Annotated in this window: 17 protein-coding genes; 5 read left to right on the top strand and 12 right to left on the bottom strand. The window is 61.9% G+C overall.

Annotated features, from left to right (window positions below; all coding sequences use genetic code 11):
* Positions 1-284: 284 nt before the first annotated feature.
* Positions 285-1,220: a serine O-acetyltransferase EpsC gene (gene epsC, locus ACPWR9_RS11730; RefSeq protein ID WP_426296778.1), complete on the top strand. Its 936-nt coding sequence runs from the start codon at positions 285-287 to the stop codon at positions 1,218-1,220.
* Positions 1,221-1,280: 60 nt separating this feature from the next.
* On the opposite strand, the gene ACPWR9_RS11725 is transcribed toward epsC, so the two are convergent.
* The 5 genes from ACPWR9_RS11725 to ACPWR9_RS11705 all read right to left on the bottom strand — a co-directional run bounded on the left by ACPWR9_RS11725 (position 1,281) and on the right by ACPWR9_RS11705 (position 8,203).
* Positions 1,281-1,646 (bottom strand): copper-binding protein, encoded by a 366-nt coding sequence (locus tag ACPWR9_RS11725; RefSeq protein ID WP_426296779.1) that lies wholly within the window; start codon positions 1,644-1,646, stop codon positions 1,281-1,283.
* A complete protein-coding gene (locus tag ACPWR9_RS11720; RefSeq protein WP_426296780.1) occupies positions 1,643-4,858 on the bottom strand; it encodes an efflux RND transporter permease subunit in 3,216 nt (1,071 codons plus the stop codon). Before ACPWR9_RS11720 ends, ACPWR9_RS11725 begins: the two co-directional genes overlap by 4 nt.
* Positions 4,855-6,411 carry an efflux RND transporter periplasmic adaptor subunit gene (locus ACPWR9_RS11715; protein WP_426296781.1) on the bottom strand — a complete coding sequence of 519 codons (1,557 nt, stop codon included), beginning with the start codon at positions 6,409-6,411 and terminating at the stop codon, positions 4,855-4,857. The genes ACPWR9_RS11720 and ACPWR9_RS11715 overlap by 4 nt, the downstream gene beginning before the upstream one ends.
* 11 nt (positions 6,412-6,422) lie before the next feature.
* Positions 6,423-7,697 carry a TolC family protein gene (locus tag ACPWR9_RS11710; protein ID WP_426296782.1) on the bottom strand — a complete coding sequence of 425 codons (1,275 nt, stop codon included), beginning with the start codon at positions 7,695-7,697 and terminating at the stop codon, positions 6,423-6,425.
* Positions 7,698-7,843: 146 nt separating this feature from the next.
* Positions 7,844-8,203, bottom strand: a complete 360-nt coding sequence (locus tag ACPWR9_RS11705) for a hypothetical protein (protein WP_426296783.1) — start codon at positions 8,201-8,203, stop codon at positions 7,844-7,846.
* 172 nt (positions 8,204-8,375) lie between these two features.
* Between ACPWR9_RS11705 and ACPWR9_RS11700 the strand changes: the two genes are divergently transcribed.
* A complete protein-coding gene (locus ACPWR9_RS11700) occupies positions 8,376-9,212 on the top strand; it encodes a hypothetical protein (RefSeq protein WP_426296784.1) in 837 nt (278 codons plus the stop codon).
* Between the two features lie 6 nt (positions 9,213-9,218).
* On the opposite strand, the gene arsH is transcribed toward ACPWR9_RS11700, so the two are convergent.
* The 6 genes from arsH to ACPWR9_RS11670 all read right to left on the bottom strand — a co-directional run bounded on the left by arsH (position 9,219) and on the right by ACPWR9_RS11670 (position 13,881).
* Positions 9,219-9,935, bottom strand: coding sequence for an arsenical resistance protein ArsH (gene arsH / locus ACPWR9_RS11695; RefSeq protein ID WP_426296785.1), 717 nt, complete (start codon positions 9,933-9,935; stop codon positions 9,219-9,221).
* Complete coding sequence (arsC, locus tag ACPWR9_RS11690; protein ID WP_426296786.1) at positions 9,932-10,354, bottom strand: arsenate reductase (glutaredoxin); 423 nt, start codon at positions 10,352-10,354, stop codon at positions 9,932-9,934. Before arsC ends, arsH begins: the two co-directional genes overlap by 4 nt.
* On the bottom strand, positions 10,351-11,415 hold the full coding sequence (gene arsB, locus ACPWR9_RS11685) for an ACR3 family arsenite efflux transporter (RefSeq protein ID WP_426296787.1): 1,065 nt from the start codon (positions 11,413-11,415) through the stop codon (positions 10,351-10,353). The genes arsC and arsB overlap by 4 nt, the downstream gene beginning before the upstream one ends.
* The gene (locus ACPWR9_RS11680) at positions 11,412-11,747 is read right to left on the bottom strand and encodes an ArsR/SmtB family transcription factor (protein ID WP_426296788.1); all 336 of its coding nucleotides are present in this window, start codon (positions 11,745-11,747) and stop codon (positions 11,412-11,414) included. Before ACPWR9_RS11680 ends, arsB begins: the two co-directional genes overlap by 4 nt.
* 67 nt (positions 11,748-11,814) lie before the next feature.
* A complete protein-coding gene (locus ACPWR9_RS11675) occupies positions 11,815-13,413 on the bottom strand; it encodes a DHA2 family efflux MFS transporter permease subunit (RefSeq protein ID WP_426296789.1) in 1,599 nt (532 codons plus the stop codon).
* A gap of 30 nt (positions 13,414-13,443) precedes the next feature.
* Positions 13,444-13,881 carry a MarR family winged helix-turn-helix transcriptional regulator gene (locus tag ACPWR9_RS11670; RefSeq protein ID WP_426296790.1) on the bottom strand — a complete coding sequence of 146 codons (438 nt, stop codon included), beginning with the start codon at positions 13,879-13,881 and terminating at the stop codon, positions 13,444-13,446.
* A 186-nt stretch (positions 13,882-14,067) separates the two neighbouring features.
* Between ACPWR9_RS11670 and maiA the strand changes: the two genes are divergently transcribed.
* Together maiA and ACPWR9_RS11660 are read left to right on the top strand one after the other, a co-directional pair.
* On the top strand, positions 14,068-14,721 hold the full coding sequence (gene maiA, locus ACPWR9_RS11665; protein ID WP_426296791.1) for a maleylacetoacetate isomerase: 654 nt from the start codon (positions 14,068-14,070) through the stop codon (positions 14,719-14,721).
* Between the two features lie 173 nt (positions 14,722-14,894).
* Entirely contained in the window at positions 14,895-15,821 is a 927-nt protein-coding gene (locus ACPWR9_RS11660) for an alpha/beta hydrolase (protein ID WP_426296792.1), read from the top strand.
* On the opposite strand, the gene ACPWR9_RS11655 is transcribed toward ACPWR9_RS11660, so the two are convergent.
* Positions 15,818-16,663 carry a class I SAM-dependent methyltransferase gene (locus tag ACPWR9_RS11655; protein ID WP_426296793.1) on the bottom strand — a complete coding sequence of 282 codons (846 nt, stop codon included), beginning with the start codon at positions 16,661-16,663 and terminating at the stop codon, positions 15,818-15,820. The genes ACPWR9_RS11660 and ACPWR9_RS11655 overlap by 4 nt on opposite strands.
* A 252-nt stretch (positions 16,664-16,915) precedes the next feature.
* Between ACPWR9_RS11655 and ACPWR9_RS11650 the strand changes: the two genes are divergently transcribed.
* Positions 16,916-18,400 (top strand): DUF1254 domain-containing protein, encoded by a 1,485-nt coding sequence (locus ACPWR9_RS11650; protein ID WP_426296794.1) that lies wholly within the window; start codon positions 16,916-16,918, stop codon positions 18,398-18,400.
* Positions 18,401-18,410 lie beyond the last annotated feature (10 nt).

Below are 18,410 nucleotides of genomic sequence, written 5' to 3'. Positions count from 1 at the left end.
GGGGTCGTCGGTCGATGACGCAAGGGAAGCCGTAGACGTCCGGGGCGAATCGCATTGCGATGACGGTAAGGAGACTAGGCTCGGTGAGCCAGCGCGGGGGACGTGCATTGGGAATAGACGTGGGGGCGAGAGTAGGGGCCAAGCTTAGGGATGCCGCCCGGGCCGGTCTGCCAGGAATCGATCATGTCGCCGCGACGGGCGGGGCGTGAGGCCGGGGCGCGGCCGACGCGTTATTCGTTTTTTCATTACTATGGACGGCAATTCCATCAGCAGGAGCTTCACTCGTGGCAGCGTTTGACATTGACGACGTCGTGACCTCATTGCACGCCGCACGCGTTCGCTGGCGTGACCGGCAGCGGCGTTTTCTCGAGCCTGGTGGGCGCGACCTCCCTTCGCGCGAACGACTCGCCGATGTGGTCGGGTTGCTCAAGGGCGTGTTGTTCCCCATGCGCCTTGGCCCGCTCGAACTCCATCAGCAGGGCGAGAACTATTACGTGGGCCATGCCCTTGCCACCGCCCTGAACGGTTTGGCCGAGCAGGCCCGGCTGGAGTGGCGCTACAAAGACCGGCACGACGCCGACATGAATGCGGCGCTTGTGGCAGAGCGCGTCCATACGGCGGTTCAGCAATTTGCCGAGCGCTTGCCGCAGATTCGTGAATTGCTTGACTGCGACGTGCTGGCCGCCTATCAAGGCGACCCGGCGGCGGGCAGCGTCGACGAAGTGCTGCTGTGCTATCCGGGCATTCTGGCGATGATTCACCACCGGCTCGCGCATGAGCTGTACCGGCTCGAATTGCCGCTGCTCGCGCGCATCATTGCCGAGCAAGCTCACTCGGAAACGGGGATCGATATTCACCCCGGTGCGCAGATCGGTGCGGGTTTCTTCATCGATCACGGCACGGGCGTGGTGATTGGCGAGACGGCGATTCTGGGCCAGCGAGTGCGCGTGTATCAGGCGGTGACGCTCGGCGCCAAACGCTTCCCGGCAGACGACGACGGCAACCCGCGCAAGGGCCTTGCACGGCATCCGATCGTGGAAGACAACGTGGTCATCTACGCGGGCGCGACGATTCTCGGTCGCGTAACCATCGGTCAGGGCTCGGTGATCGGCGGCAATGTCTGGCTCACGCAAGACGTGCCGCCCAACAGCAACATCACACAGGCCAAGTCGCGCAGCGAAGCCGGGGCAACGCCGAAAGACGAGTGCGACCGGCTCTGAGCGCAATACTGAAGCAAGCGGCGGCGCCCCATTGCGGGACGCCGCCAGTCACCTAGCGCATCACTTCTGCTTTTCCAGTCTGACGATGGTCATAGTGCCGTTCACGTTTTCCACGCGCACCTTGACCTTGTCGCCCTCGTGCACCTGAGCGGCCATTGCCGCGTCCCGGGTCTTGAATGCCATCGTCATCGCGGGCATGCCGACATTTTCCAGCGGCCCGTGTTTGATCGTCACCATGCCGGTGGCCGGGTCAGCTTTCTTCACAACGGCATCCGTGAGCTGCGCGTTCGCAACGGCTTTGGCGTCCTGCGCCGGCGGCGACATCGCCATGCCGGGCATGTTAGCCATGTCGCTAGCCGCAAGGGCCACAGTGGCATTGGTGGCGAGTGCGGCCATCGCCAGTAAGGTCATCGATTTCATCTTCATTGCATTTCTCCAGAAGGAATGGAAGGCACTTGCGTGCCGGAAGTCACCACAGGGGTTGGGGTTTCAGTGGGGGGATGCTCGGCGTGTTTGAAGCGTCGGCGTTGAAGCAGGAACCACGCCGCCGGGATGACGAACATCGACAGGAGCGGGGCCGTGATCATGCCGCCGACCATCGGTGCCGCGATGCGTTGCATGACCTCCGACCCCGTGCCGTGACCGATCATGATGGGCACCAGACCGGCCAGCACGACGGCCACCGTCATCGCTTTCGGCCGGACGCGCAGGACAGCGCCTTCGCGAATCGCGTTTCTGAGCATGGCTTCGCTCATGGGCTCGCCGAGGGCGACACGCCGCTCGAGCGCGCCCTTCAAATACAGCAGCATGACGACGCCGAATTCCGCCGCCACGCCCGCGAGCGCGATGAAGCCGACCGACGTCGCGACCGACACGGCGTGCCCCAGCATCCAGATGAGCCAGAACCCGCCGACCAGTGCGAACGGCACCGTCAGCATGAGCAACGCGGCGTCTGCCGCCGAATTGAAGGTCAGGAACAACAAAATGAAGATGACGGCAAGCGTCACGGGAATCACCGTGCGCAAGGTCGCCGCGGCGCGCGCCAGATACTCGAACTGCCCCGACCACGCAATGGAATACCCCGGCGGTAACACGACCTTTTGGGCGACCGCGCGCTGCATGGCCGTGACCGCCGACTGAAGGTCGGTGTCACGGATATCCACGTACACGTAGCCGGACAGGCGGGCGTTCTCGCTGCGAATCATCGGCGGGCCGTCGACGAGCGTGATATCGGCCACATCGGCTAACCGGATCTGTGCGCCCCGGTCGGTGACGACTGGCAGTTGCCGCAGCGACTCGAGCGAATCGCGAACCTCGCGCGGATACCGCACGTTGATCGGAAAACGCTCCCGGCCTGCGATCACTTCCCCGACGTTCTCGCCACCAATCGCCGACGACACCACCGACTGCACGTCGGCCACCGACAAGTTGTAGCGCGCCGCGGCCTGCCGGTTGACGTTCACGTCGATATATCGGCCGCCGTTGAGTCGCTCGGCCAGTGCAGAAGTCACCCCCGGTACCGGCTTGACGGCGGCTTCCACCTGCGTGGCGATCTTGTCGATCTGTGTGAGGTCCGGTCCGGAGATCTTCACGCCGACGGGCGTCTTGATGCCGGTCGAGAGCATGTCGAGCCGGTTGCGGATCGGCGGCACCCAGACGTTCGACAGCCCCGGTACCTTCACCGTCCGGTCGAGCTCGTCGACCAGTTTCTCCGGCGTCATGCCTGGCCGCCACTCACTGCGCGGCTTGAACTGGATCGTGGTCTCGAACATTTCCAACGGCGCGGGGTCGGTGGCCGTGTCGGCGCGCCCGGATTTGCCGAACACCGTGGCGACTTCGGGAACGGTCTTGATCAGGCGGTCGGTTTGCTGAAGCAATTCCGTCGCTTTGGCTGCCGAGATACCCGGTAGCGCCGTAGGCATATACAGCAGGTCACCTTCGTCGAGCGGCGGCAAAAATTCACCGCCCAGCCGCGAAATGGGGACCGCGGTCAGCAACAGCGCCACGACGGCGATGCCGATGGTGACCCACGGACGCCGCAACGTGTGCTCCAGCAACGGGCGGTAGAGCCGTATCAACACGCGGTTGATCGGGTTCGACGCCTCGTGAGGAATGCGCCCGCGAATCAGGTAACCCATCAGCACCGGTACCAGCGTTACCGACAGCCCGGCCGCCGCCGCAATCGTGTACGTCTTGGTAAAGGCGAGCGGCGAGAAGAGTTTGCCCTCCTGACCTTCGAGCGAGAACACCGGGATGAACGACAGCGTGATGATGAGCAGCGAGAAGAACAGGGCGGGTCCGACCTCGGCAGCCGACTCGGCAATCAACTGCCATCGCCTCGCCCCCGTGAGCGGTACGCCCGGGTGCTCGTGCTCGAACGCTTCAATATGCTTGTGCGCGTTCTCGATCATGACGATGGCCGCATCGATCATCGCCCCAATGGCGATGGCGATACCGCCCAACGACATCAGGTTCGCGTTCACGCCCTGATAACGCATGACGATAAACGCGGCCAGCACGCCGAGCGGCAACGACAAAATGGCGACGAAAGCGCTGCGCAGATGGAACAGGAACACCGCGCAGACCAGCCCGACGATGATGAACTCTTCGATCAGCTTGTCTTTGAGGTTGTCCACGGCGCGTTCGATCAACTGCGACCGGTCGTAGGTCGAGACCACTTCGACGCCCGGCGGCAGCGACTGCTTCAGGTCTGCCAGCCTCGCTTTGACGGCTTCGATGGTGGTTAGCGCGTTCTTGCCCGAGCGCATGACGATGACGCCGCCCGCGACTTCGCCTTCGCCGTTGAGCTCAGCAATGCCGCGCCGCATTTCCGGGCCAATCTGGATGCGTGCCACGTCGCCAAGCATGACCGGCGTGCCAGCATCGTCGCTGCGCAAGGGAATGTGGCGGAAGTCGTTGAGTGTTTGCAGATAACCCGTCGAGCGGACCATGTACTCCGATTCCGCCATTTCAACGACCGAGCCGCCAGACGCCTGATTGGCCTTGGACAACGCATCGATCACGGCGCTATGCGTAATGCCGTAAGCGCGCAGCTTGTCCGGATCGAGCACGACTTGGTATTGACGAACCATGCCGCCGAGCGACGCCACCTCGGCGACGTCGGGCACCGACTTCAGCTCGAACTTGATGAACCAGTCGTTCAGGGCGCGTAACTGGCCGAGATCGTGTTTGCCGGTGCGATCGACGAGGGCGTACTCGTAGACCCAGCCGACACCGGTCGCATCCGGTCCCAGTGCGACCGTCGCGCCCTGTGGCAAACGGCTCTGCACCTGATTCAGATACTCGAGCACGCGCGAGCGCGCCCAGTATTGGTCGGTTTTATCGTCGAACAAGACATAGATGAAGGCATCGCCGAACGACGAATACGCCCGGATCGTCTTCGCCCCCGGCACGCCGAGCAGCGTGGTCGTCAGCGGATAGGTGACCTGATCTTCGATGACTTGCGGGGCTTTGCCCGGATACGACGCCTTGATGATGACCTGCGTGTCCGACAAGTCGGGCAGGGCGTCGAGCGGCGTGCGGGCGAGCGAATACACGCCCCATGCCGCGACGAGCACCGTCGCGAGCAAGACCAGCAAGCGGTTGTGAATCGACCAGCGAATGATGCGGGCGATCATGGCTTGCCTCCGCTCATCGGCTCGACCTTGGTCAACTGGAAGCCGTCGTCCGTCTGCTTGAAGGCGAAGTGCGCGGTCTGACCCGGTTTTACATCGGCGAACGCGTTGGGCGATGCTTTGCCGAACGACATCGTCATGGCGGGCCAACCGAGTGCGGGCACTGGCTGGTGCGAAAACGTGATGCCGTCAGCAGTGACGGATTCGACCTTGCCCGTGGTCTCGTAGATCTGTGCCGCAGTGGCGGGCGTGGATGCCGTAGCGGCGCTGGCAGAGTTATCTGGGGGTGTGGGCGAACGGGCATCCACGGCAGGCAGCACCGATTTCAAGCTGGCCTCGGAATCGACGAGGAACTGGCCTGACGCGACGACGCGTTGCCCCTCGCTGAGTCCGCTGACGATCTCCGTGTCGTCGCCGAAGTCGTTGCCGATCGTGACATTGACCGGCTGCAAGCGACCGTCGCTGTTCTGCACGATGACGACGGTGCGCTTACCCGTGGCGATGACCGCCTCCGATGGCACAAGCAAACGGGATGCGGTGGCTTGGCTGCTGATCCGAACCCGCAGCCACATGCCGGGGGTGAGCTTGCCGTTGGTGTTATCGATTTCCAGACGGGCGGATAACGTGCGGCTGTTCGGGTTGATGCCGGGCAGAATTTCGCGAATCCGGCCGGTGAGATGCTGCGACGCGTCGCTGGCTAGTGTGGCGTCGACGCGCATGCCTGGCTGCACGCGCGCGGACAACGCCTCGGGAATTTCCACGACGACCCATAGCGTCGAAAGTCCCGCGACCTTGGCCAGCGTCTGCCCCGGCGTGACCATCGCGCCGTTGCGCACGTTCAACTCGGTCAGCACGCCCGAGCGTGGCGACGGCAAGACGATATGTGTCTGCACGTTGCCAGTTCGATCCAAGGCTGAAATCACGGCGTCTGGTACGGACAACGCGCGCATGCGCGCACGGGCTGCCGACAACATGTTCTCGTCCATACGGCTGCGCCGCAGGGCGAGATATTCCTCCTGCGGTGCCAGCCAGTCCGGTACGTACAACGAGGCAATCGGTGCCCCCTGTTTGACGCGTTGCATCGGCGCGCTGGAATACAGACGGTCGATATAGCCGGTCACGCGCGACTGCACGACGTCCGCCTGCGACTCGTCGAACTGCGTGCTGCCCACCGCCTCGAAGGTTTCGCTCACCGCTTTGCGCTGGACGGTGGCGTACCGGATGCCGAGATTTTGCTGTAGCTCGGCATTGATTTTGATGCCGGTTGTGCCCGCTTCGTCGGCATACACCGGTACCAGTTGCATGTCCATGAAAGGCGACTTGCCGGGTTTGTCGAAATGCTGATTCGGCTGCATCGGGTCGTGCCAATACAGCACTTTTCGGTCCGCCGTGTTTGTTGTGGACTGCGCGGCGTTCCCGTCGGCCATCGATGCTGACGGGGTCGAATTCGACGGCATCGGCGCGGCGTCGCGCTTGCCCGCGAAATAGCCTGCACCGAGTAGTGCGGCTGCGGCAAAAAGGCTGCCAATGGCAATAACCCATGGTTGTTTTTTCATCGTCGAGTCCCTCATTGGTCCGCCGCCATGCTGGGCGGCACCACCTGATATTCGAGCTGCGCCCACGCGAGCGAGACGTCACGTTGCACGTCCAACTGCTGCAACTGCGCGTCCAACTGCGCACGCTTCGCAGCGAAGATGTCGGTCAGCGCGCCCGTGCCCGACCGGTAGGCTGCGGTGGCTAATTGCACCCGTTGGTCGGCGGCGGGCAGGAGCGTGCCGTTCAGGTTGACGAGGCGTTCGCGGCCGTTCTCGATGAGGGTGGCGAGGTTGCGAATGTCGGCTTGCACTTGCCGTTGGGTGTCCTCGTACACGAGTCGGGCGCGGGTGCCTAACTCGGCTTTTTCGGCCACGTCCCGGTCTTGTCGGCTGCCGCGATGGATGGGCAGCGGAATGCTCACGCCGACCGACACCATGTTCGAGTACTGGCCGCCGCGTTGCTGATACGCGACTTCCCAACTCCAGTTCGGGGTGCGTTCGCTCCTTGCCACGGAGGTGTCGGCGTCGGCAGCGGCAATATCCGCTTCGGCGGAAATCAGCGCGGGTTGCACGCGGTCTAACTGCTCGGGCGGCAGCGACGACACGACCGAGTCCGCAGCGGGCGGGTCGCCGACCACATCTGCGACTGGGGCTGCCGTCCATCGGGACAACGCGATGAGGGTGGATTGGAGGGCTTGCTGCGCTTTCAGGCGTTGATCTTCGGCCTGCGCGAGCATGACTTGCGCTTGTGCCACGTCGCCAGCGGACGCTTTGGCGCCGCGATACGACGCCTTCGTTGCGTCGAGTTCGTGCGTCATGTGCATCACTAGCGCTTGCTGCAAGGCGACGGCCCGCTTGGCGTAGGCGGCGTTCAGCCACGCGCTGGCGGTCTGTTGCCGGACGTTGGCGACTTGCGTCAGATACGCCGCGCGCTCGCGATCGACCATGCGATTGCCAAGGGCACTGCGCAGTTGGCGTTTCTCGGACGAGACCCATTCCTGCTCGATGCCGATACGGCGCATCGTCATGAAGTCTTGCCCGATGGTGAACCGCTGGTCGCCATTGACCGGCAGGTTATCGATGCCAGCTTTGAGCGTTGGATCGGGCAATTGCCCGGCCTTCACGGCGGCTTCCGAGCTTGAGCGCACAGAGGCTTGCGCGGCCTGCATGCTCGCAGAGCGGGCTAGGGCAGACTGAAGCGCGGCCGCAAGCGTGAATGGGGCGGCGGATGTTGCGCGGGACGCTTGTGCGAATGCGCTAGGTGAAATCGCGCCGCTCAGCGCGAGCGCAATGAGGAGGACGCACATAGGCGTCCGGGTGCGCCAACGAGTGGCCGCACCGGGTGTCGGATGCATGGTAAAACCCCGAATCGACGAACCCCATAGGGATTCGCGCTCCGTATGGAGCAACCTCGCCGCAAACGCGGCGAGCCTTGATTAACTGCTAGCTGGGGTCAGAGCGAAGTGGGTGGGCGCCACGGGCCGTCGGGCGCGCGCACGCTAAGCGAATCGGCGTAGGCGAACGTGACGGCCGTCATGGGACCGAAGGGCCGATTGGCCGAGGGGAGTTCGATGGGGTGATAGAGACTGCCCAGTTGGCACTGGACGGTCGCCTTGCAGAACGGCGCCTTGAGTTTGACGCCGTCAGGGGCTTTCATGGAGTCGCAGCCGGCCATGTCCATGGCCATTGCGCCGTCGTCGGCCGACGGCGTCATCTGCATCGGACAAGCGCCGGTCAAGCCGCTGGCCGCCAGCCCACTAATGGGCAGCACGGCACAAAGCAGAAAGAGGCAGCAAATCCGCAGGAATTTCATCGTGCGGAGTATAGCAGTGCGTTACGTGGATAGGTCAAGCTGATCCCCCGGAAAGCGAGCATTGCGCGCGGGCCCATGGTTTCGTAGTGTGATGAAAAAGCGGCGGACGACAACACGCCGGTAGTCGGGCCGAAATTCGTAAGTCTGTAGGTCAATCCACAGGGAGTGTGAGATGCCAGTACAACGACGCGATGTGGCACGAAATCTGTTGGGGGCGTTTGCGGCGAGTTTGCTATTCGCAAGCGCGGGTGCGCAGGCCGAGCCGTTGCAGTTGCCCACGGTGAAGGACGCCACGCAAATGCAGTTGCTGCGAGAGGCCGACAGCCAATATCAGCGCTATGCCGACGCGCAGGACGTGTTCTTCTACGTCGATGCGGCGAAATCCACCGAATGGCCTTGTCCGGTCCCGGCGTCAATGTTGACGTCGTTGACCGGCGCGACCGACTACGCCGCGGGCGATGGACCGGCGGGCTATGGCCATCGGTACAGCAACGTGAGTATTCATCCGGTAATGGGCGCGTGCAAACAGGGCAAGCTCGACGGGCAAGTCGAACTGGTCTACGAGGCGGTGCGCGAGGCGTGGGGTCCGGGCTATCGAGGCCGCTCCCAGCAGACGGGGCGCGTAGTGGCACAGATTGCCGACGGCAAACTGATGCATCGCCAGGAACTGCGTAAATCGGTTGATATTCCGGCGGACGGCGCGCCAGCACCGGTGCCGACGAAGGCGATTACCAGCAGCGCGGAAGCCCCAGTCGGCGACTTTATGAATAGCGCAACGATTCTCGTCACCGGCGACGGCGCCAAAATCTTCTTGAAAAAACCCGTGAAGACCGCGCACGGTATGCGGCTTGAGAAAGCTTTCTATATCGGCTCGACGTTGATCTCCGTCGATCAGGCGGATGCGAGCGGGAAGCCTGACGGACTGTCGGTCAGCTACAAAGGCGGCACCGAAAGCCGGAACTGCTATAGCGAAGGCAAGCCCGCAGACATGAAAGTCTGCGGGAAGTGACGGTTTTCACTCAGGTGTGACGGCCACGCGTGCAGCTGCCGTGGCCGGCGCCGCGTCCTTGCGTTCGCTATACCGGTCGGTCAGGTAGTCGCTGCGATCCCGTACCAGCAGCGTGAACTTGAACAGTTCTTCCATGACGTCGACCACTCGGTCGTAATACGGCGAGGGTTTCATGCGGCCGTTTTCATCGAATTCCAGATAAGCCTTCGCCACCGAAGACTGGTTGGGAATCGTCACCATGCGCATCCAGCGCCCGAGTACCCGCAATGCATTGACCGAGTTGAACGACTGCGAGCCGCCGCAAACCTGCATCACGGCCAGCGTGCGTCCCTGTGTCGGACGAATACCGCCCATTTCCAGTGGCAGCCAATCGATCTGATTCTTGAAAACGGCACTCAATGTGCCGTGCCGCTCGGGGCTGCACCACACTTGTCCTTCCGACCATTCGGAGAGCTTGCGCAACTCGACCACCTTGGGGTGATCTGCCGACACGCTGTCCGCCATCGGCAGACCATGCGGGTCGAAAACGCGCGTTTGCGCGCCAAAGTGCTGGAGAATGCGCTCCGCCTCTAGCACCAACTTCCGGCTATACGAAGCCTCGCGCAGCGAGCCGTAGAGCAGAAGGATGCGCGGCGCGTGGGTGCTGACGGTGACGGGTTCGAGCTTGCGAAGGTCCGGCACGTCGAGTGCCGAGCCGCTGACATTGGGCATTTCGGAATTCATCGGAGTCTTTGGCCTTTCGAGTCGACGACCGCTTCACCGTCTTCTTTCGTGAACGCCCCTTGCTGCGGCGACGGCAGGATATCGAGCACCAACTCGGACGGGCGGCAGAGCCGTACACCCAGCGGCGTGACGACGAATGGGCGGTTGATGAGGATGGGATGCGCGAGCATGGCGTCGAGCAATTGATCGTCAGCGAGCGACGTATCGTCGAGGCCGAGTTCGGTGTAAGGCGTCCCTTTCTCTCGAATCGCCTCACGCACGGTCAGCCCCGCGTCGCGAATCATCGCCTGCAAGGTGGCCCGATCAGGCGGCGTGTTGAGATATTCGACGATCGTGGGCTCGATGCCCGCGTTGCGAATCATGGCCAGCGTGTTGCGCGACGTGCCGCAGGTCGGGTTGTGATAGATCGTGACGGTCATGGGGTTTCGTACCAACGTTGCGAGCGATTGACGACGGCGACCACGAGGAGCATGACGGGCACCTCGATGAGCACGCCCACCACCGTGGCGAGCGCGGCGCCTGACTGAAAACCAAAGAGGCTGATGGCGGTTGCCACGGCCAATTCGAAGAAATTGCTGGCGCCGATCAGCGCAGACGGTCCGGCGACACAGTGCGCCACGCCCAGCTTACGGTTAAGCCAATACGCCAGCCCGGAATTGAGCAGCACTTGGATAAGAATGGGGACCGCCAGCAGCACGATAATTAGCGGTTGTTCGACAATGGCGTTGCCTTGGAAGCCAAACAACAACACAAGCGTGGCGAGCAACGCGACGATCGAATACGGCCCCAACGCGCCGACGACACGTCGGTAATTCGCTTCGCCACGAGCAAGCAGCGCGCGGCGAACGATCTGCGCCAGCACTACCGGGATGACGATATAGAGTCCGACGGAGGTCACCAGCGTGTCCCACGGCACCGTGATCGACGACAGCCCGAGAAGCAGCGCAACGACCGGTGCGAAGGCCACGACCATGATGGCGTCGTTGAGCGCGACCTGCGACAACGTGAAGTACGGGTCGCCTTTGCATAGCTGCGACCAGACGAAGACCATTGCGGTACAGGGCGCGGCGGCGAGCAGGATAAGACCAGCGACGTAGCTGTCGAGTTGATCGGCGGGCAACCACTGGGCGAACAGGTGCCGCACGAAGATCCAGCCCAGCAGCGCCATCGAAAACGGCTTCACCAACCAGTTCACGAACAGCGTGACGCCCATGCCGCGCCAATGACTAGTGACCTGTCCCATCGCTCCGAAGTCGATCTTGATGAGCATCGGAATGATCATCACCCAGATCAGCACGCCGACCGGCAGATTGACCTGTGCCACTTCCATGGCACCGATCGCGCGAAACACGCCGGGCAGCCATTGACCGAGGACGATGCCCGCGACGATACACAGCGCCACCCAAACGGTCAGGTAACGCTCAAAGAAACCGATCGCCGCAGGCTTAGCCGCCGGTGCAGAAGGTTGTACGGCGCTCATGATTTCGGCTTCGTCGGGGGCGTGCAAACCAGCGTCGGCGAGCAGACGACACCGCCGCAGCAGTTTTCCGTCAGATACCCGAGCAGGCTATTCATGGTCTCGAATTGCGCCATGTAGATGATGGAGCGGCCGTCTTGGCGGCTGGCGAGCAGTTCGGCGCGGTGCAGTTCCTTGAGATGGAACGACAGCGAAGAGGCCGGCATGTCGAGCGACTCGGCGATGCGGCCCGCTGGCAGGCCGTCGGGTCCCGCTTGCACCAGCAGGCGAAAAACCGACAATCGGATCGGATGAGCGAGCGCGGAGAGCGCTTCAAGGGCGTTATTCGTTTCCATGTTTCGAATATAGTCGAAACATGGAAATTAAACAACAGCGGTGAATCGAATGAACCGAGACAGCGTCTCAGTGCGCGGCCACAGGTCCGCTCGCGGCGTTCCGGTCGGGCTTGGTGAGCCAGATCAACGGAATGATCAGGATAAAGATCACGCCGGAAATCCAGAAGATGTCGTCCAGCCCCAGCATGACGGCTTGCAAGTTCAGGCTGTTCTCGAGGAACGCCAACGCCTGCGCGGACGTGAACCCCTTGGTCGTTTGCAACGTGTCGAGGGTGGCTTGCACGGAGGGGTTGCCCACGACAATCTGCTCGGTCAGCCGTGCGTGATGAAGGATGGTGCGGTCGCTCCATGCAGTCGCTGTAAGCGACGTGCTGACGGCGCCACAGAACGTCCGGACAAAGTTCGACAAGCCAGCCGCCGCAGGAATCTTCTCCGGTGGCAGACCGGAGAGCAGAATCGCCGTCAGCGGCACGAAGAAGAGCGCGGTTGGAATGCCTTGCAATAACGTGGGCAACACGAGCGAGCGCATATCGACGCCTGTCGTGAACTGCGCTCGCATGAAAAACACCCCGGCAAAGCCCAGAAACGCCAGCGTCGCGAGAATTCTGAGATCGCTTTTCGGGATGATGCGTCCAAGCACCGGCGTGAGCAGCACGGCGAACACCCCGAGCGGTGCGGTGGCGAGACCCGCTTGCAGGGCAGGGTAGGCAAGGTACTGCTGCATCCACTGCGGCAACACGACGAGATTCGAGAAGAAGATGCCGTAGGCCACCGAGATGGCAACCGTGCCGGCGAGGAAGTTGCGGCCCTTGAACAGTCGCAAATCGACAATCGGATGTTTGTCGGTGAATTCCCAGATCAGGAAGAACGCGAACCCGATCACCGCGACCAGCCCCAACACAACGACGACGGGCGAATGAAACCAGTCGAGATCCTTGCCCTTGTCGAGCATGATCTGCAACGCTGCGACCCACGTCACCAGCAACGAAAGGCCCACCACATCGATCGGCAGCTTACGGCGCTCGGATTCGCGGTCGCGGTAGACGATCCACGTCGCAGCCGCAGCAAACAGCCCTACCGGAATGTTGATGTAGAAGATCCACGACCACGAGTAGTTGTCGGTGATCCAGCCGCCGAGCGCAGGCCCGGCAATGGGGCCGACGGTGGCCGTCATCGCCCACAGGGCGAGGGCTGTCGAGCTTTTTTGTTTGGGGTAAGAGCCGAGCAGGATGGCTTGAGAGAGCGGCGTCATCGGACCGGCGACCGCCCCTTGGAGCACGCGTGCGGCAAGTAGCGTCGGCAGGTTCGGCGCGATACCGCACAGCCATGACGAGAAGACGAACAGCAGAATCGATATCACGAAGAGCCGCACTTGCCCGACGCGTTGCGTGAGCCAGCCCGTCAAGGGAATGGACACCGCATTCGCCGCCGCGAAGAGCGTGATGACCCACGTGCCTTCGTCGACCGAGACGCCCAAGTTGCCCGAGATGGTCGGAATGGCGACGTTCGCGATGGACGAGTCCAACACATTCATAAACGTTGCCAACGCCACGGCGAAGCTGGCCAATGCCAGTTTGCCGCCGGTGAGCGGTGGCAGCTCCGCATTCTGACGTGGGGCTGGCGTTGGCCTGGACGGTGGAGTGATTGCCGCATCAATGTCTGACATGTCAGATAAATCCAGAAAAAAACTCGCGGGTCAGTCGCCCGTGAATTTTTTGAGCAAGTTGAGAAGTTGCTTGAACTCTTCGGCCGAGAAGCCCGCCAGACGGTGATTCAGGACGCCCGGCGCAATGTCGGGAATCTGCTCGACGACGGCTTTACCGGCCGGGGTCAGTGTCAGATTCACCACGCGGCGGTCGTCAGTGCTGCGGTGCCGGGAGACGAGGCCTTTGGTTTCAAGCTTGTCCAGCATGCGCGTGGTCGAGCCGGAATCCATCGCGAGCATCTTGCTCAGTTCGAGCGGGGTAGAGATTTGCCTGTGCCCCAGTGTTAGCAGGATGCCCATTTGCGGCCCAGTGATGTCGAGCGGCTTGAGCGCCTGATCCAACTCGGCGGCCAACAGGTTGCGCGCCTTGGAGAGATAGAACCCGACACTCTGCGTCAAATGGAAGTTGTTGCGGTCGTAATGCGTCACATCAAACTCAACGACAAGATTTAATTGCCTGAACAGTATTTGATAAGTCAATCAATGTCAAGGAATCGTTAATCGCGTGCGAGGGTCCGTCGATTCCAGTGAGTTGCAATTGCAATTGCAATTGCAATTGTGCGGTGGCATGATGCGCTCGATTGCAGTTGCAATCGTTAAAAAAGGACCGATCCGATGACAATTCAGCTCTATGGTTTTTGGCGATCGAATGCGGCGTTTCGCGTTCGTGTCGCGCTTGCGCTCAAGCAACTGCCGTTCGAGGAAATTGAGGTCGACATTCTGTCGGGGAGGCAGTTTGACGCTGACTACGCGCAGGTCAACGCGGAGCATGTGGTGCCGACGCTGGTCGACAATGGTCACCGTGTTTTTCAGTCGATGGCGATCATGGAGTATCTCGACGAGACGTACCCCGAACCGCGCTTACTGCCGGTGGATGTGAAAGATCGTGCTTACGCGCGGGCATTGGCGTTTGTGTCGATCGCCGATGCTCACCCGCTGACCGTGCCGCGCGTGCGCAAGCAGCTCGCGGGGGTGTTTGACGCCGACGGCGCTGCCATCGAGGCGTGGTGCCGTCATTGGGTGAGGGAAGGGCTGGCAACGTACGAGCGACTGCTGACGTTGCGCCCGGCTGCCCCGTTTGCGTTGGGAGAGACGCCGAGCGTTGCCGATATCGGTGTCGCCGGTCAGATTGCACTGGCCCATGTGTACGACATGGATCTCGTCGCGTTCCCGAAGGTCGCCGCGCTAGGGAAGCAATGCTTCAAGCTTCCGGCGTTTGCGCAGGCGCACCCGTTTGAGCAACCGGGTTACCAGCGCGGCGGGATTTGAACGTTATTGATTCGTCATCTGCGGGACACGCAGGAAACGCGACGTGTCATAGCCCATCGCGCTTCGCGGTTGCCTTGCATCCAATCGCAATCGTCAGCCGTACGTTCACCGGTGCAGGGCACGAGATGCCTTCGGCACACCCCCACAATCCGAATGGCGAAGGGAGAGGCCATATGCCGGGTGCTTTGTTCAGCAAGGCGATTCTTGCGAGCACGCTGGGTGCGGCGCTTGGCGCATGCAGTCCCGCGCACCTCGTGAACGCGTGGACACCGCGTTTTACCTATCAGGTGACGACGGGCCTTAAGTATGGAGACGTTGCCCGGCAACAACTCGACGTCTACGTCCCGACAAACCGAGCCATCGGCCATGCGAGTCGTCCTGTGGTGGTGTTTTTCTACGGCGGAAGCTGGCAGAGCGGCGAGCGCGATGAATATCGCTTTGTGGGTGAGGCGCTTGCTTCACGCGGATATCTCGTTGTGGTGCCGGATTACCGGACGTATCCCGAAGTGGTGTTTCCCACATTCATGGACGATGCAGCGCTCGCTGTGCATTGGGCGCGTGACCATGCCCAAGCGTTTGGCGGCGATCCGAGCCGTTTGATTCTGATGGGACATTCAGCCGGCGCGCAGATCGTGGCGTTACTGGCCACAGACACCCGATATCTGTGTGCCGCCGCGGTTGATCCGGGCGAAATTGCCGGTGTGATCGGGCTTGCCGGGCCGTACGATTTTCTGCCGCTGCAAAGTGATGTATTGCGACGAATATTCCCGCAGGGCGTGCGCGACGAGAGTCAACCGATCCGATTTGTGTCCGGACACGAGCCGCCAATGTGGTTAGGCGTTGGGACGCGTGACACTTTGGTCGATCCTGGCAATACCTTTCGCTTTGCAGACCGGATACGCGACATGGGCGGCAACGTGCAGGTGCGCCGATATGGCCTCGGGCACCTGCTGTTGCTGGGGGCGCTCGGCTTGCCGCTCAGGAAGTTCACGAGCGTGTTGGACGATATCGCCGTGTTCGTGAGTGATATCCCCCCGAGTGCGCGTGCGCGAGGTGCTTGCAGACCGTGCCGCGCGTGCGAAAGCATCTCGGCAGGTTAGGCGCTCACCACCACCGGCTCGGTGGAGAAGCGCTCGCGTAGTTCGTCCAGTCCGAGCGACGCCAGCACTTCTTCCAGACGTTCGGCGGGGCGGCGGCGCGGCAGATTCTTATATTGCGCGATGATCAGCTCGTTCTTCATCGAGTGTTCCCAGCCCACCAACTCGGTGACGGTGACGTGATAGCCATGCGCTTCCAGTTGCAGGCAGCGCAGCACGTTGGTGATCTGGCTGCCGAACTCGCGGGTGTGCAGCGGGTGACGCCAGATTTCGGTCAGCGCGTTGCCTGCCAATTGCTTGCCTTTGTGCTTGCGCAGCACGCCCGCCACTTCGGCCTGACAGCAAGGCACCAGTACGATGTGGCGTGCCTGTTTGGCGAGTGCGAAGCGGATGGCGTCGTCGGTGGCGGTGTTGCACGCGTGCAGGGCGGTCACGACGTCGATGGTCGAGGGCAGCGCCGGTGACGTAATCGAGTCCGCCACGGACAGGTTGAGGAACGACATGCCGGAGAAGCCCAACCGCGCGGCCAACGCTTGCGAGGTCTTGACCAGTTCCTCACGGGTTTCGATGCCGTAAATGTGCGAGTCGTCCGCCAGCGCTTTGAAGAACAAATCGTAGAGGATGAAGCCGAGGTACGACTTGCCCGCACCGTGATCGGCCAGCGTCACGCGGCCCTTTTCGGTTTTGACTTCCTGGAGCAGCGGCTCGATGAACTGGAACAGGTGATAGACCTGCTTGAGTTTGCGGCGGCTGTCCTGATTCATCTTGCCGTCGCGCGTCAGGATATGGAGTTCCTTGAGCAGCTCGATGGACTGGCCGGGGCGGATTTCGTGGGTATTCGACATGGGCGGGCGGTATAAGCGGCGGGACGCCGGGCGTCCTGCAAAGCGCTAGTTTACCGAAATTAGCGATCGGCCCCCACGGTATTGCCCATCAGGGCAACGCCGTTGCCCCAACCCCTAGTAGAAAGTCGTCTTGAAGTATCCGAACCTTTCATGGCTGCGTGTATCTCGCGCGGCATTCCCGACAAATGAACGGTAATGAGCTTCAAGGGCATAGCGATGACCATTTCACGCAGAGACTTTCATCGGGCGAGCATGGCAATGGTCGCAGGCATTGCGACCGCCGGCAGCGTTTCCGAGGTGGCCGCCGAGGGCACCGAAGGCGCTTCGACGCCACTCGCGATTGGGGCAGGCAGTGCGATGCAGCCCCTTGGCGGACAGCCACCAGCGGGGGCATCCGCATCGATCAAAGACTTCGATTACCAGATCAAATATCAGCGGGCGTTTGAAGCCGTGCTGTGGAACATGCCTGCGATTGCCATCTATAGCTTCCGGCGAGCGGCCTTCGATAACTTGGGTGTCAAAGACAACGACATCATTTCTTATTCCGCGCCCGCCACACCGAAGCTGGAAGCGATCACCGCGAATAGCACCACGCCGTACATCACGGCATTTACCGACTTGAGAAAGGGCCCCGTCGTGTTGGAGGTGCCCGCCGCCAGTGCCGAGGGAAGCGTTTACGGTCAGGTCGTCGACGCCTGGCAATTTACGATCGCGGATGTGGGGCCGTCCGGGCTGGACAAGGGCAAAGGGGCGAAATTCCTTTTCACTGCGCCCGGCTACAAAGGCACCGTGCCCAAAGGCTATCTTCACGTCGCCTCACCCAATTTCAGAATTGCACTAGCGTTTCGTTCGGTGCGTGCGCCCGGCAAGAGCGCGACCGATGCCTACCGTTATGCGCAGCGGCTGCGCATGTACTACTTATCGGAGGCCACCAACCCGCCGAAGCAGCGTTTCATCGACCCGATTGCCGAGCGCTACCCGACGTTGCCGTTCTTCGACGAACGCCATTTCGACGACATGCACGCCATCATGAGCGTCGAGCCCGTCAACCCGCACGACAAGATCATGATGGGCATGCTCACGTCGCTCGGCATTCAGAAAGGCAAGCCGTTTACGCCGGACGACGTCGCGAAGAAGGCCATGCGCCAGGCGGCGATCGACGCGTGGTTTTACTTGCAATATTGGTACGACCACTTCCCGAAGGAGAAGCTGTTCTGGCCCGACCGGCACTATGCCTCATTGCTACAGGCCGATGACAACAAGCGGTTCACCTTCGTCTACGACGACCGCATCGATCTGATCAATCGCGCCGCCGAGTACTTCTGGTGCACCTACATGCCGCAGGTGCTGGGCGCCGACCCGGCCACGCAGTATTTGATGGCGCTCGCGGACAGCAGCGGCAAGCTTCTTGAGGCGGGGAAGACCTACAAGCTCGACGTTCCAGCGCAGATGCCTGTTAAGCAGTTCTGGGCGCTCACCGTCTACGACCGGGCGACCAATGCGTTTATCTACAGCGAGTCCAACCGCACGACGCTATCGTCCTACGACCTCCCCACGATGAAGAAAAATGCCGACGGTGGCGTGACGCTGTACGTCGGTCCCAAGGCGCCCCCCGGGCTGGAGTCGAACTGGATTCCGACGTCGGGCAGGCGTCCGCTGCCCGCGATGCGGCTTTATGGACCGACTGAGGCGCTGAACACGAAGGCGTTCAAGCTCAACGATTTTCAACTGACCTAATGCGTCTCGA

It is taken from the genome of Pandoraea pneumonica (assembly GCF_049918595.1).
Taxonomy (GTDB): domain Bacteria; phylum Pseudomonadota; class Gammaproteobacteria; order Burkholderiales; family Burkholderiaceae; genus Pandoraea; species Pandoraea pneumonica_A.
This window is presented reverse-complemented; position numbering and strand designations above follow the sequence as displayed.

Bases quoted from the DNA above. Each gene is read 5' to 3' on its own strand.
- ACPWR9_RS11720 (WP_426296780.1), bottom strand. From the start codon at position 4,858: ATGATCGCCCGCATCATTCGCTGGTCGATTCACAACCGCTTGCTGGTC.
- ACPWR9_RS11715 (WP_426296781.1), bottom strand. From the start codon at position 6,411: ATGAAAAAACAACCATGGGTTATTGCCATTGGCAGCCTTTTTGCCGCA.
- arsH (WP_426296785.1), bottom strand. From the start codon at position 9,935: ATGAATTCCGAAATGCCCAATGTCAGCGGCTCGGCACTCGACGTGCCG.
- maiA (WP_426296791.1), top strand. From the start codon at position 14,068: ATGACAATTCAGCTCTATGGTTTTTGGCGATCGAATGCGGCGTTTCGC.
- arsB (WP_426296787.1), bottom strand. From the start codon at position 11,415: ATGAGCGCCGTACAACCTTCTGCACCGGCGGCTAAGCCTGCGGCGATC.
- ACPWR9_RS11705 (WP_426296783.1), bottom strand. From the start codon at position 8,203: ATGAAATTCCTGCGGATTTGCTGCCTCTTTCTGCTTTGTGCCGTGCTG.
- ACPWR9_RS11680 (WP_426296788.1), bottom strand. From the start codon at position 11,747: ATGGAAACGAATAACGCCCTTGAAGCGCTCTCCGCGCTCGCTCATCCG.
- ACPWR9_RS11660 (WP_426296792.1), top strand. From the start codon at position 14,895: ATGCCGGGTGCTTTGTTCAGCAAGGCGATTCTTGCGAGCACGCTGGGT.
- ACPWR9_RS11710 (WP_426296782.1), bottom strand. From the start codon at position 7,697: ATGTGCGTCCTCCTCATTGCGCTCGCGCTGAGCGGCGCGATTTCACCT.
- ACPWR9_RS11725 (WP_426296779.1), bottom strand. From the start codon at position 1,646: ATGAAGATGAAATCGATGACCTTACTGGCGATGGCCGCACTCGCCACC.
- arsC (WP_426296786.1), bottom strand. From the start codon at position 10,354: ATGACCGTCACGATCTATCACAACCCGACCTGCGGCACGTCGCGCAAC.
- ACPWR9_RS11655 (WP_426296793.1), bottom strand. From the start codon at position 16,663: ATGTCGAATACCCACGAAATCCGCCCCGGCCAGTCCATCGAGCTGCTC.
- ACPWR9_RS11675 (WP_426296789.1), bottom strand. From the start codon at position 13,413: ATGTCAGACATTGATGCGGCAATCACTCCACCGTCCAGGCCAACGCCA.
- ACPWR9_RS11650 (WP_426296794.1), top strand. From the start codon at position 16,916: ATGGCAATGGTCGCAGGCATTGCGACCGCCGGCAGCGTTTCCGAGGTG.
- ACPWR9_RS11700 (WP_426296784.1), top strand. From the start codon at position 8,376: ATGCCAGTACAACGACGCGATGTGGCACGAAATCTGTTGGGGGCGTTT.